Source organism: Streptomyces sp. NPDC008238 (genome assembly GCF_042956445.1).
GTDB lineage: Bacteria > Actinomycetota > Actinomycetes > Streptomycetales > Streptomycetaceae > Actinacidiphila.
Genome location: NZ_JBIBGK010000059.1, coordinates 1 through 12947, shown reverse-complemented (window position 1 = coordinate 12947; position 12947 = coordinate 1). Strand labels below are relative to the sequence as shown.

Genomic DNA, 12947 nt, shown 5'->3' with positions numbered 1-12947 from the left:
GGGCCTTACGCCTGCCTGGACTTGGGGACCACGCAGGCCGCAGCGCAAGGGGTAGCGATCACAACGAGTGACGGGTGCTTACCGGGAAAGACTCAATGAGTCCGGCCAGCGAGGTGAAGACGGCACGCTGGTTTTCGGAGAAGGGCTGCGGCTGGTCGAAGGCGAGAACGCATGAGCCTACCGGGTGCCCAGAGGCGATCAGTGGCAGAAACGCCCAAGCCTGCAGGCCGTCCTGGCGGGGAGCAGCCGGGTACGCCCCGGCCAACTCCTCGAAGGTGGCAAAGAAGCTCGGCACGCCGGTGGTGAGGACCCGCACCGGCGGAGTTGGGGACGTCAAAGGTGCTCCGTCGAACTGCTCCAGGAGCCAGGGGCTGTATCCGCGACGGCCGATGATGCGCATCCTGCCGTTATCGGCCGCGAGAAGGGCAACAGTCCTGGCGCCGAAAGCCGGCATCATTTGGTCTGTCACCATGTCGACGACATCGCCCACGCCCACGGCTTGGGAAAGGGCGGCAGCCAGGTGCAGCACCTGGTAGACCTCGCTGAGGAGGAGTGGCTCGTCCGGCAAGTTTGCCCTTTTTGCGGGCGCTGCTTGCAAGGCCTCCTGGGGATAGGTAGGCGAGATACGAACGCTCACCCCCGAACCGTTGGGGTAGAGCTCAAATGCGAGCCACCGGTCCGGCGGGCGCATCGCGGTGAAGTAGCCAGGCTTTCGGCTGATCACAGTGCTTCGGTACTTCTCGAAGGCGGGGTCGTTGCACCATGGCAGGGACTGCCATAGGCGTGTCCCCAGCAGACTGGTGAGATCATGGCCGAGCAGGTGAGCGGCGGTGGCGCTGAGATAGGTGAACCTGCCCTCCAGATCGAGGCAGCAACTGCCCTCGGGTAGCCGCTCGCCGAAGTCTGCCGCCGCCAGCATCTCGGCCGGCTCCCGCTCACGGACGGGCGGTTGCGGCAGAGTGCGCGGCCTCGGCCCAGGTCTCAGGGCGTGGCCGTTGTCAGCGGTGTCACGCAGAAACTGTCCCAGCCGTTCGCCAGCGGCAGCGACTCGCTCTCGACTCGGAGCGGCAGTGTCGGCGGAACGAGGCCACAACAGCACCAGTGTTCCCCAAGCTGTAGCACCGGTGAGGATCGGCGCCACAGCCACCGCATAGTGGTGTGGCAGGGCGATCGCCATCTGCGGGTACCGGCGGGCGAACTCCTGAGGGTCGTCGATCCAAAACAACTGCCGCTCATGGACTACCTCGGCCACCGGGATCGGGCTCGACAACGCCACCGTGAACCAAGGTGCCAGAAACTCTGCCGGTATCCCCGCGGTCACCTCGAGCCGGAGAGTCGACTCGTCGGAGGCCATCAAATAGATCGCTCCCGCGCACACGCCCGTATCCCGCACGGTGAACTTCAACAGCCGGTCAAGGTCGGCTCGGAAGGCCGCCGCGGTACCGACCGAAGCGTGCGGACACCCATGGGGCTGTGCAGCACCATCGTCCGGTGTGGTGCACATACAAGTACCGTACGTCCCGATCGGATGACTTGCGCGTGAGCCACCCCGCCCGGGCCCAGGGCAGCCTGCTCGATGTGGGCGCCGGCGCCGCCCCAGGACGGTCCGCCCCTACCTTGCCGCCCGCACGTGGAGAATCTCCCGTCCTTTTGTCTGAGTATCGCCCTTTCGCCTTGCGTGGGCGCTGGGTGCGGTCACGTGCTGACGACAGAGAAACGCTGGTCCTCGTCAGCGGGCCTCTGGCCGGGAAGGCCGGAGTGACTTGTCGAGGTCGCGGGGGCGTGTGTCGCATTGATCACCGACGAAGGTGACCGTCTCGTTGAGCGGCGCTCGGCGTGTGCGGCTGTAACCCACCGTGTTGTCCTCGAAGCCGATCGACATACCACAGAAGAGCACGAGGCCCTTCGGCGGTGACAAGATCTCCCCGACGGTCCTGTGATATTTCGCCCACGCCATCTGGGGGCAACTGTGCAGCCCCTCCGCGCGGAGGAGCAGCATGACGGTCTGCAAATACATGCCGACATCGGCCCACTGGGCTGACCCCATGTCCCGATCGATGTAGCAGAACAGGGCGGCGGATGCGCCGAAGAAGTCCCAGTTCGCAGCAGCAGCCCGCTGGCGAGCTTCCAGGTTCCCGCGGGCAATGCCAAGTGCTCCGTAACGTTGCTCACCGAAGGCGGAGCGGCGCTCGCTGTACGGAGACTTCAAGGCGGGCGGGTACTGCTCGTACTCCGGCTCGTCCCAGGCATCGCCTGAGACCACGCGCTCGCTGGCGCGCTTTCTGAGCTCGGTCAGCGGGGCGCCGGTGAGCACGTAGATGTGCCACGGCTGCAGGTTTGATGCGGAAGGCGTCCAAGCTGCGGCGGACAGTACGCGCTCCAGCACCTGTCGTGGGATGCGACGGTCGGTGAAGCCGCGTACCGCGCGTCGGCTTGTGACCGCTTCATAGACGTCCACAGCCACCACCTCTCATCAAGTGGCGTTCTACCTAATTGACAGCTAAAGCACATCAAACGTGACAAGACGCCGATGGCTCTTCCGTAGCGATTCTTAGGTTCGCAGAGTTACGTTATGAGCACTTGGCGTCAACCAGCGAAGTGGAAGCGTGGTGGGCGGAAGTCTGGCCGCACCTAGATGATCTATTCCAAGGGTTAGTGGTCGTAGGCGGTCAGCGATCGCAGGGTTGGTTGGCCGGTGTGGTGGTTGTGCCAGATGGCGGCGGTCAGGGCGAGGAGTCGTTGCAGGATGCGGACGGCCACGCCGCCGGGGGTGCGGCCGCCGTGCCGTTCCAGGTCCAGTTGGCCCTTGAGGGTGTCGTTGACCGACTCGATCAGCTGCCGTAGCGGCCTGAACAGGTGTGCTCCGGCCCGTTCGGGTTCGCCCTTGCGGGCCGGCCGCAGTAACCGCACGTCCAGCTGGGCCAGACGCCCCTCGAACTCGCGGCCGTAGTAGTGCCGGTCGCCGATCAGCGTCTGGCCCGGGCGGCCCGTGGTCAGCTGCGGTTCGACGGCCAGCAGGTCCAGCAGCGTCTCGCGCTCGTCGGCCTTGGCACCGGTCAGGGCGAAGGCGACCGGGAGACCGTGCAGGGTGCAGACCAGGTGCAGGCGCAGACCCCAAAAGAAGCGGCTGTGGCTGGCGCAGTAGCCGTACTCGGCCCATCCGGCCAGGTCAGAGCGCTTGACCACCTCCTTGGAGCGTCCGCATTCCACCGGCGTGGAGTCCACCACCCACACGTCGTCACTCCCCAGCCCGGTGTCGGTGGCCAGCACCCGGATCGCCGACCGAATCAGCTCGGCGGCCCGTCGCAGCCGCTTGTTGTAACCGGGCTGCAGCGGCAGATACGGGAACAGGTGCCGCATCCGGGCATGGCAGTGCCGCAGCCAGCGGGCCTCGGAGACGTAGCCGAGCAGGGCCTGCATCACCGCCAATGTGACCAGCTCGGCGTCCGACAGCCGCGGCGTGATGCCCACCGCGGGCCGCCACGGTGCCAGATGAGGCGAATCCTTCAACAGGTCGTCGATACGCACGTAGAGTGCGGTAGCGAGGGTGTCTATCTCGGTCGTCACACACTGAGCTTGGACACCCTCACCCCTTTCACGGGCCCGAACCCTAGGAATAGATCATCTAGAGCTTGTAACGCGATCTTGCTGCAGCGATGAGGGCCGGCCGTTCGGTCGGGTCCCAGCCTGCCGGGTCCAGAGCCCCCGACTACGCCGCTCGGGCTGGCCGGCTCCGTATGTTGCCCTATGGAAAACGGGATCATCGCCTCGTGGACGGTTGGACATCCGCGCAATGCGGAGATCCTCGGCAACTCTTATAGCGTCGCCCCCTCTCCGCCTGGCTTGGCGGCGTCGCCCGACCTGGAGCGTTCTCGTTGGGCTATCACTCCCTGGCCGCCATCGGCACCTCGAGCAGTGCCGATCTGGCGGATTGCAGTGGAGCTGCGGGAGGCATCGGCGGTTTCCAGGAGAGGGCGCAGAGCAGACGTCGATAGGTGAGGTAGCTCGCCTATCAGCACAAGCGGCCCTTATTCGCACCAAACGAATGTCCTCTGCAGGCCCGCAGTGTCGAGAGTCCGGGGCCGCGATTGGCACACTGCCGCTGATGCGACTTCCCGGTGACACGCTGCGTGCCGTCAGCTGCACTGTGGACGACGGCACGGCTTCCGGACTTTGGCTTGAGTGGAAGGCAACGCACGCACCGCAGCGCGGCGAACTGCCGGCTTGCGGCGATGTGGGCAGGTCGGCGTGCTAAGTTAACACGAAGATTCGTTTTTTTCGCGGAGGGTGGATCCCATGCCCAAGGTCACGCAGGAGTACATGGAGGCCCGCCGTAGGCAGATCCTGGACGCGGCACGCCGCTGTTTCCTGCGCGACGGATTCCACTCGACGTCTATGCAAGACCTGTTCGCAGAGTCGGGCCTGTCGGCGGGCGCGGTGTATCGGCACTTTGCGAGCAAAAATGAGATGATCACGGCGATCGTCGAGGAGAACATGCGTGACGTCCTCGCCATGGTTCACAGCGCCGCCAGGAACCGTCCCAGCAATTCCGTTGGTGCTTTGCTGGCCGACGTTCTGGACATCGTGAAAACTAAAACTGCCGAGCAGAATATCGCTGGACTGTCCGTGCTGGCATGGTCAGAATCTCTCCGGAACCCCTCGCTGGCAGGCCAGCTCGACGACCTTATGGCCCAGATGCGATTTGCTCTCGCAGATGTCGTTCGCGAGCACCAGCAGAGCGGCACTTTCACGCGTGAGGTGCCTCCCGAGGCAATCGCCGCCGCGCTTATGTGTATCCTGCCCGGATATATTCTCCAGTTGACCATGGGTGATTCTGAGACTATGGGGCAAGTTCCCGACGCTTTGAGGGCGCTCTGGCCGGATTCGGCCATGTCTCCAAAATGAGAATGGTGCCGCTATGTAAGAATCACAGCCTGCTGGGACGGCCCTAGTTTTCAGGGTCTCCCAGCAGGCTGTGTAGACGTTGTCGATCGTATTGCAGGGCCGACAGGGTACTGGTCTGTATCTGTGTCGCTTCTTGCGATATCCACGAATTGGGAGCAAGTACGCGTGCTGAGACTCGCCTGTCTCCGTTTTCTGAGTCGCGTAGGGTGACGCCCTAGCCGGGCATGAAGGCGACGTGAAAATGGGGGCGGTAGTGGACTGAGCGATCTGCGACTTCGCCGACCTTGGCGCCGTACAACGGCTCGCGTCGTACGCCCTGTTTGGCTCCCATCAGCAAGGCTTCGACGAGTCCCACGTCCTGCACATCTCGCCCGCGATCACCTGAACATGCCACCGAGCCGGGCAAGCCGCGGAAGCCCTCCTACGCCGAGCCAGCAACCGGCTCAGCGAATGGTAGCGCCACTGCGGCAAGCGGTGATGGCTCAGGACGGGCGACTTCGAGGTTCATGCGGCGCTGCCGTTGGAGTACGAGACGACGTCCTCGGCGAACAGTCGCTCCAGCACGGTCACATTCCCAGTGCGGGCGGCTGCCACGAATGCAGTCAGGAACCGCTGGTGATCTTCGGTAGCCACGCTGGCTCGCTTAGTAGCGGCCAGGCGCTTGTGTGCCCTGCAGACCAGCTGCCGAGCGTTGACGTGGGAATGGCCGATGATCTCCGCGATCTGTCTGTACGGGTAGTCGAAGGCTTCCCGGAGCACATAGGCGGCTCGCTCCACGGGCGTTAGCCGTTCCAGGAGCATGAGCACCGCGCCTTCGAGGGTCTCCCTGTTCACTGCGCCAACCTCGGGATCGCTCAGGGTGTCTATGGGCTCCGGCAGCACCACACCGACGTACCTCTCACGGCGAACTCTCGCAGATTGCAGTACGTTGATGGCTAGCCTCGTCACCATCGTGGTGAGGAAGGCCTCGGGATTCTTGACCTGCGATCGATCGCATGTCTGCCAGCGGATCCATGCCTCCTGCAGGACGTCCTCGGCTTCGCTGACGCTGCCTAGCATGCGGTATGCAATGCTGAGCAACCCGCCATAGGTCCGATGAAACACGGCCTCTGTTGCAGGGTGGTCCCAGGCGTCACACGCAACTTTGTCCTTCATGGACATGGTTCTTTTCCTTGCTTTGGTGCTTTGGTGCTTTGGTGCTTTGGCTGGCGACCGCCGACGAACGACTCAAGCCTGATGGCCTGTCGGTGATGGCGGCGGTCGTTAAGTGCCGGGCGGCGTGGTGAGTTGAGCGAAACGGCGGGTCTGAACTGCCCGTAAGTAGCGGCTGCGCTGACGAACAGATTGGCGGGGCACCGGCTTTGATGAACGTGTCGTACTTCGCGGCAGCGGCATCGGCCCCATCGCTTTGAGGGGGCCAATGCCGGCCCGAGTGCTCACAACGGCACACCAGCGGCTGGATGGGGTCGCCCAGCCTTGACCGCTTCCTCTTGGAGCACCTCGGAACCGGTCGCTACGCCCGTGCCGGCTGCGCATCCACGCTCGTTCCTCCCAGGACCTGGTGGGCGGGCTGTGCTGTCTACGAGTGGTGATCCGGTCGTCCTGGTGCAGTCGGGGAACGAAGGAGGCACTGCCGCACCGGCCCGGTGCGCTCAAGTCATCGCTATAGGTCACGCCACATTGCGCTGCTTTCCTTGGGGTTGGCTGTCGGGCGGCTTTTGCTTGTGACGCCACGCGTCCGCGGGCGCCCTGCCGGATCGGCGGGAGGCTGCTACGCCAGGCGGGACGGCGACAGGCACTTATCGCGTTCTGCATCATTCGTGAGCTGCGTGCCGAGCGTGCGAGTGCGGGCGACGCACTTCCAGCGCCAGTGAAGGAGACGGGATTGGTCCTTGCGTTGGCTGCATAAGGGCATTGGCAGGTTCGCCTGCGGGTACGCCCTCAGCACTCGTCTCGCTCGGCTCACGGTCGTCATCGATCGTGTCGCCCGCAGCGACGAGGGTCCGACGACCGAAGACGACGGATGCCAGCCCAAGCACGCACCAGAGGACGAGAACGGCGATATGGCCTCCGGAACCGTTGCCGTTGAAGTAGGCCGTGCTGCGCAGAAGGTTTGCGCCGGCGCCCGGGGGCAGCCATTGGCCGATGTCGTCGACTGCCTTAGGGAGCAGCTCCGGTGCGGACGTGCTACCGGAGAACGGGTTGCCCACGAAGACCATGAGCACGGCACTGAGCCCGAGCCCTGGATGACCGATGAGCTTGATCAGGCCGGCACAAGTTGCACTGATGGCGAGCATGGTGAGGGACAGAGCCGCCCAAGTGGCTACGTGTTTGTGGGGCAGTGCGCCGAGGATGCCCTGGGTGATCAGGTAGGCGGCCAGGCCGGCGACGGCGCACACGATGATCAGGTCGATGGATCGACGCCACCCCGGAAGATGGAGACCCGACAAAGTAATGAGTGCTGCCAGGAGGATGCTGCACATGGTGAGTGGGAGAAGTGCCGAGCTGAAGACCACTCCCCGAGGGTCGTCTGCAGCGGTAGGGACGACGTCCATTGTTTTCATGCTGACCTTGGGCACCGTCTTGACAACGCCCTTTTTGGCGCGGGAGCCGTGAGCCGGAAGGGCGGCTCTCTTCTTCGCCAACTCTGTTGCTCGGCTGGCGAGTTGCTGTCCGGACTTGTCGAGCAATTGGGCCACGGACGTACTCGCGGCACTGGCCTCCAAGACGGTGACTTTGCCGGGGGAGATGACAAAGGCGCCGTAGACCTCCCGGCTTTTGATCGCCGAGCGTGCCGAAGCCTGGTCGGGGTACAGGTGGAAGTCGAAGCCGTCCGGCATGGCGCGTGTCAGGCCTTCGACCGCATTCTGGCTGGCCGTGCTGGTGCCCACGATGCCCACGGGGAGGTCGCGCGGCTCGATGCGCGATGCGGGCCATGCGTATGCCATCACGGCCAGTGAGATGGCCAACGGCAATCCCACGATCATGAGGACAGTCCGTCGCCAGGACAGGACCCCCACCGGCGGGTTCTTCACGGTCACGCCTCCAAAAAGACGAATGATCATTTTATAAAGCATTAGTCTGGTCTGCTCGCCGAGGATCGTCAAGACGAGCATTCGTTTTCTTTAACGGGTGGTTGGCTGCGACGCAGTCAACTCGGGCCGTAGGCGAGCGAATTGCTGACTTGGCAGTTCGGAGGTGCAGGCGTGATGCGATCTGCCCTTTCCGGGGTCACCCCAGGGCGTAAGCCAGGCAGGGCTCCGTCTGGCGGTGGGGCACAGAAGGGAGTGCCGATGCGCTGCCTTGGGTCCGGCCGTCAGCCTCTTCTGGCCATGGCCGTGCCAGCGGCTGTCAACACGGAGCGGTGTTTAAGTCGGATCCGGGTGCCCCGCAGCTGCGGGCCGCCTGTCGACGTTGATGAATCAGCAGGATCCATCCGGCCGCACTGACCAGGCCGGGTGTGATCATCCGGTACAGCAGATCTACGGCGGTGGCGGTGCTGGTCGGCACTCCGCCGTGGTGCAGTGTGAGGATCAGGGCCGCGTCAAGGGTGCCGAGCCCTGCAGGGAGCAGCGGCATGGCTGACGCGGCGGCCATCGCGGCGACGTAGGCAAGCAGCACCGTGCTCAGTGTGGGCGACGCTCCGACCGCGTGGCACACGGCGAGCAAGCAGATAAGGTCTCCGCCCCAGTTGGCCAGGGCGTAGCCGAAGCCGCGCGCCCAGAAGCTGGCTGGGGAGTGTATGGCAGCCAACTCGTCGAGCAGTTTCTCGGCTGACGTGTGCTCCTTGGTGCCGCGGCGCAGGCTGCGCCATAGGCGAAGGAGGGCACTCACGGGCCGCCGCAGTACGGCGGGGTGATGTACGAGGGCAAGTGTGGCGCCGGTGAGGGCGCAGGTCGCCGCGACTTGGGTCGCGACCGAGAAGAGCTGAGAGTTGTCCCCTGCGAAAGTATGTCCGAGCCCGGCGAGTAGGGCGAGGGCGATCGTGCTCAGAGCGCCGGTGGCTGCGTGTGTGAATCCGATTTGGGGTGCGCTGGCACCCCAAAAGCGCATGCGACGGGTCCGGTAGGCGAGGGAGATTAAGCTTCCGCCGGGCAAGGTCGCGCCCAGCGCAGTACCCGCGAATACCGCCGCGGCCGCGGAGCCGAGCCTGACGCGGAGCCCGCCGGTGCCGAGCGCGAGCCGTTGGAGACGGGCGAACATCATCATGGAAGCCGTTTCGGTGGCAAGCGCCAGCAAGAGCCACCTGCGCTGGGTGTGGGTCAACTGCCCCGCTGCCTGGCGCGCGTATGGCGATATCAGCACCAGTTCGGTGCTCACCACGGTGAGTATGACGCTTGTGGCCCACACCGCACGACGGCGCGAACGCGGCGAAGTGGTGGCCTCGTCCGCGTCGCTGGGCTGTCCCGTGCTGTCGGCCGTGCCCGTATGTGGACCGTAGGTGTGGCCAGCCGCAGCCTCCGATCGGTCGCTCACTGCGGCATCGGCCAGTCGGGGAGAAGCTGGGCGGAACCCTCGAGGTGCACGCGGCACCGCGCTCGTCCGGGGAGAGGAAGGTTCCACAATCCCGCGAGGAACTCCACGTCGACACCGACACCTGTGGTGGGGCCCCGTTCTCCCCCGGTGGGGTACGGGAAAGGGCTGGCGAGGTCGAGCCGGATCAGTGGCACGACGTCGGTGATGCCATTGAGCGTGAGCAGGGCGATGAGAGCCTGGCCGCTGCCGCTCTCGCCCTGAGGGCAGTTCCGGACCAGTCGTAGTTCGCCGCCAGATCCTGCGAGTTGGTGTCCCATGTCTGTCCGGCGCCGCCACGAGCGTCGCAAGTGGCCGGCTTCGTCGGCGTCGGGTATGTGAAACCGCACCAGTCCTCCTGCCGGACTACGGGTGACATGGCTGACGAGGAAGGCCTCGCCTAGGTGCAGTGGCAGGTGCGAGGAAACCTGGCCGTAACGCCGACTGCGCAGCCAGCTTCCGGACTCGCGGTTGCCGTTGCCGTTCAGGCTTGTAAGCGGTTTGGGCCCGATGTTCGGGCGGTCCCCGTCGTCCGAAAACGGGAATGGGGAGGAATAGGTCATTATGGGTACCTGGGAAAGCTTCGTGTAAGGGGGGCGACCGGACCGGAGGCAGCAGCGGTTAGAGGCGGTACTCGTGGTCGATCTGGGCTGAGACTCCCCAACCCGCCGTGAGTCTGCCGATGGTGTGGATGAAGCCAGCAAACACGCTGAAAAGCATGATGAGGAGAACCCCGACGATGGCGTCGACGAGGTAGTGGTTGCCAGTCGCGATGACGACCAACGTGGTGATAGCGGGGTAGGCGAGACCGCAAGCCCTCAGAACCTTCCCGCGGGCGTGGCGGAAGAGCAGCCACCCCGACCACAAGGCCCAGCCGACGTGCAGGGACGGCATGGCCGCGTACTCGTTGACGAGGTTGCCGAGCCCTTGTGGAGCGCTTGTCTGTCCGCTCCACCACCCCCACTGCTCGACATCGGCCACGGTGTCGTGAATACCCGTGTCGGGTAGCAGGCGCGGCGGTGTGGTCGGGAATCGCCAGTACCCGAGGAGAGCGCTCAACGTCACCGTGGCAAGGCAGGTGCGGGCGCTGCGGTACTGCCGGGGATGCGCCCGGTACAGCCAGATCAGCACCGCAGGCGTGACGATGTAGTGCAGTGTGGCGTAGAAATATGCGGCCATCACGGCCAGGACCGGCAAGTGGTGAAGCACCTGGTTGAGCGACTGCTCCGGGGCCAGATGCACCGCGTTTTCCCAGCGCTGGATGCTCCGTCCGTTGTGGTCCGCAGCGGGTTTCCAATCCCGCTGAAGACCACGGGTGGTTTCGTAGACCGCGTACAGGAGCCCCACCAGTGCCAACTCCGCCCACCATCGCGGCAGCGCGCGCTTGTGCGAGGAGGGAGGGAGATGCGGAAGCCGACGTCGCATGAAGGGTGCCAGAAAGGCCATCAGGCATCCTCACGCCATGGCCGCGAAGTGCTGGAGGAGCCAGTAGCCGGCTTCGACCGGCTGAGGCGTGTCGCGGAAGTCGGTGAGGTTGGTCTGGGGGGTGGCTGCAGGAGGGAAGACCGGACTACGGACGGCTGCAGGATTCCGTCGCTCCCGTTCGTCCAAGATTTGACCCACTGCTCTGCAGCCGGCGAGCAGGGTCGCATGCGCCTGGCGGGCTGTCTGTTTCGTAACGGGGGCAGGCGGTACGCAGAGGGTGGTTGCTGCTTCAGCCTGAAGTGAGGGCGTCTTCGCCGTTACGCCGCCGTCGGTCAGGTGGCGCTCTCCGACACGCACGTGGGGACGCACCGTCGGGAAGGCCGAAGAGGCGAGGAGCGCCGAAACGGCGGTGCCCCGGGATGGAACGACCACAGTGCCGGTGTCGACATCGGGCGCCACAACGTGCATTGGCACGGCGATGTCCTGCAGGCGGCTTACGTCGGCCCTGGTCCGCAGCAACTTCCGTGGTGCCGCGCTGGAAATCGCCGCCTTTCCCTGGCTCACCGCTGCCCTGATCAGGGTGCCCGGTGATATCGGCGCGACGTGCCGGCGCTCGAGGCTCAGCCGCAGCGTTTCCGTCCTGTCGATGCTCTCGGCGCTCGGGGCGGCAGCGAAAACGGCGCCGTTGAGAGCGCCTGCCGAGGATCCCACGCCGAGATCGAGTGTGCTTCCCGCTGGGGTCAGCGCTCGCACCATGCCGACCAGCGACGCGCGCAGACGCCTACCACCTTGCAGCCCGAACGCCGTGGTGCTGGACGGAGTCGGCTTAGCCGTCGTAGGCGCCGGCGTCACGCGATGCAGTGGAACCTGGCACGGAGTCACTCCCGACCTGCCGGTTGGCACGCTAACCACGTCGCCTCCTCCCCCTTCCGGGAACAGTCATTCCGTTTAGCGCTGCCCATCCTGAGGCATGCGCGAACGGCAGGTCAAGACGAATATTCGTTTTCTTTTAGTCAAGTCCGGTCGCGACCCGAAGTCCCCCTTTAGGCCTGTGACCTGCATGTATGTGGGTCAGGGGAGTCGCCGCGGGCGTGGCCGCTCCGCTGGGCTTGGCCGCTCTCGTGCGAGTCTTGAGGGCGTCGGGGTCGTATGGGATTCGGTGTGGAGCATCCCCGATCCGACCTACCCGTTCTGGTTGAAGGCTCGGCGCCGCCGCTGCGTCCGAGGGGGCAACTGCAGTCCTCCAGCCTGAAGGAGTGATTGATATCAATCGATACCGTATCGAACATGAAGGTATGCCTGTTAATGTTGCGACATGAGTGACGACCTTGCGTCCGGAACAACCACTTCGCGCGCTACCGACCGACCTGGGGACGCGTCGCCCTTCGCTCTGGGGTTACTGCTGCGTCGGGCCCACTGGCGGGCGGCCGCGCTGATGAGTGAGGCGCTTCGACCGCTTGGCATTGAACTGCGGCATTTTGCAGTCTTGATCGTGCTGGTGGACCGCGGACCCACGGTGCAGCGGGATCTGGGTGTGGCCACGGGGTCCGACAAGGCGGGGATCATGCGAGTCGTGGACGACCTGGAGCGCAAAGGGCTGGCCGTGCGCAAGTCTGTTCCGGGGGACCGGCGGGTGCGGGCGGTGGAGATCACGCCGCAGGGGATCGAGCTTTTCGATGCCGCTCATGTGGCCGCAGAGCCAGTAACTGAGCGCATGATCGCAGAACTGGGTCCCGGCGAGGCCGAGCAGCTAGCGGATCTGTTGACCCGATTTGCCCATCCTGCGGGCAGCGACGCGTAGGCCAGCCACGTAAGGACTACGACCGTCGTCTGCCCACCTCGCCATTGCACTGATGCGCGGCCCTCGGCAGCAATTCGCGGGGCGCCGCTCAGTGGAGCCGGATGTGGTGATGCGCTATTACCCGACCGCGAAGCCGAGGCTTCTGCGGCCTCTTGGCATCGCTTGGCGAAGCTGCTGGCACTCCCGGGTCGGCTGTGCAACGTGGCGTGTGTCGGCAGCGGCCTAATGTGGGTTCTGGATCACTTTCCGTGCTGGGGCCACGGAGGGTCACCGAAACCGCGATCATGAACGGCCTCACGCTGCG

At 65.0% G+C, this 12947-nt stretch carries 10 protein-coding genes and 1 pseudogene; 2 read left to right on the top strand and 9 right to left on the bottom strand.

Annotated elements, in window-relative coordinates; translation table 11 throughout:
• Positions 1–58: 58 nt before the first annotated feature.
• From ACFZAU_RS41480 to ACFZAU_RS41470, 3 genes are all read right to left on the bottom strand, one after another.
• Positions 59–1405, bottom strand: coding sequence for a GAF domain-containing protein (locus tag ACFZAU_RS41480; RefSeq protein WP_500556556.1), 1347 nt, complete (start codon positions 1403–1405; stop codon positions 59–61).
• Between the two features lie 324 nt (positions 1406–1729).
• Complete coding sequence (locus tag ACFZAU_RS41475; protein ID WP_500556555.1) at positions 1730–2458, bottom strand: nitroreductase; 729 nt, start codon at positions 2456–2458, stop codon at positions 1730–1732.
• A gap of 194 nt (positions 2459–2652) precedes the next feature.
• Positions 2653–3567 (bottom strand): IS982 family transposase, encoded by a 915-nt coding sequence (locus ACFZAU_RS41470; protein WP_500556554.1) that lies wholly within the window; start codon positions 3565–3567, stop codon positions 2653–2655.
• A 729-nt stretch (positions 3568–4296) separates the two neighbouring features.
• Here ACFZAU_RS41470 and ACFZAU_RS41465 point away from each other — a divergent pair.
• Positions 4297–4905 carry a TetR/AcrR family transcriptional regulator gene (locus ACFZAU_RS41465; protein WP_500556553.1) on the top strand — a complete coding sequence of 203 codons (609 nt, stop codon included), beginning with the start codon at positions 4297–4299 and terminating at the stop codon, positions 4903–4905.
• A 513-nt stretch (positions 4906–5418) separates the two neighbouring features.
• Here ACFZAU_RS41465 and ACFZAU_RS41460 read toward each other — a convergent pair.
• The 6 genes and pseudogenes from ACFZAU_RS41460 to ACFZAU_RS41435 form a co-directional block, all read right to left on the bottom strand.
• Positions 5419–6060 (bottom strand): annotated as a pseudogene (locus ACFZAU_RS41460) (sigma-70 family RNA polymerase sigma factor); the annotation flags it as partial.
• Positions 6061–6719: 659 nt separating this feature from the next.
• Positions 6720–8021: an ABC transporter permease gene (locus tag ACFZAU_RS41455; RefSeq protein WP_500556552.1), complete on the bottom strand. Its 1302-nt coding sequence runs from the start codon at positions 8019–8021 to the stop codon at positions 6720–6722.
• 235 nt (positions 8022–8256) lie between these two features.
• Entirely contained in the window at positions 8257–9225 is a 969-nt protein-coding gene (locus ACFZAU_RS41450) for a lysylphosphatidylglycerol synthase transmembrane domain-containing protein (RefSeq protein ID WP_500556551.1), read from the bottom strand.
• A 152-nt stretch (positions 9226–9377) separates the two neighbouring features.
• Positions 9378–9980, bottom strand: a complete 603-nt coding sequence (locus ACFZAU_RS41445; protein ID WP_500556550.1) for a hypothetical protein — start codon at positions 9978–9980, stop codon at positions 9378–9380.
• 58 nt (positions 9981–10038) lie between these two features.
• Positions 10039–10863 carry a phosphatase PAP2 family protein gene (locus tag ACFZAU_RS41440; protein WP_500556549.1) on the bottom strand — a complete coding sequence of 275 codons (825 nt, stop codon included), beginning with the start codon at positions 10861–10863 and terminating at the stop codon, positions 10039–10041.
• A gap of 9 nt (positions 10864–10872) precedes the next feature.
• Positions 10873–11694 carry a patatin-like phospholipase family protein gene (locus ACFZAU_RS41435; RefSeq protein ID WP_500556548.1) on the bottom strand — a complete coding sequence of 274 codons (822 nt, stop codon included), beginning with the start codon at positions 11692–11694 and terminating at the stop codon, positions 10873–10875.
• A 463-nt stretch (positions 11695–12157) separates the two neighbouring features.
• Between ACFZAU_RS41435 and ACFZAU_RS41430 the strand changes: the two genes are divergently transcribed.
• Positions 12158–12643 carry a MarR family winged helix-turn-helix transcriptional regulator gene (locus ACFZAU_RS41430; protein ID WP_500556547.1) on the top strand — a complete coding sequence of 162 codons (486 nt, stop codon included), beginning with the start codon at positions 12158–12160 and terminating at the stop codon, positions 12641–12643.
• Positions 12644–12947 lie beyond the last annotated feature (304 nt).

Excerpts from the sequence above, each read along its gene's own strand:
- ACFZAU_RS41465 (WP_500556553.1), top strand. The coding sequence starts at position 4,297 with ATGCCCAAGGTCACGCAGGAGTACATGGAGGCCCGCCGTAGGCAGATC.
- ACFZAU_RS41455 (WP_500556552.1), bottom strand. The coding sequence starts at position 8,021 with ATGCTCGTCTTGACGATCCTCGGCGAGCAGACCAGACTAATGCTTTAT.
- ACFZAU_RS41445 (WP_500556550.1), bottom strand. The coding sequence starts at position 9,980 with ATGACCTATTCCTCCCCATTCCCGTTTTCGGACGACGGGGACCGCCCG.
- ACFZAU_RS41440 (WP_500556549.1), bottom strand. The coding sequence starts at position 10,863 with ATGGCCTTTCTGGCACCCTTCATGCGACGTCGGCTTCCGCATCTCCCT.
- ACFZAU_RS41430 (WP_500556547.1), top strand. The coding sequence starts at position 12,158 with ATGAGTGACGACCTTGCGTCCGGAACAACCACTTCGCGCGCTACCGAC.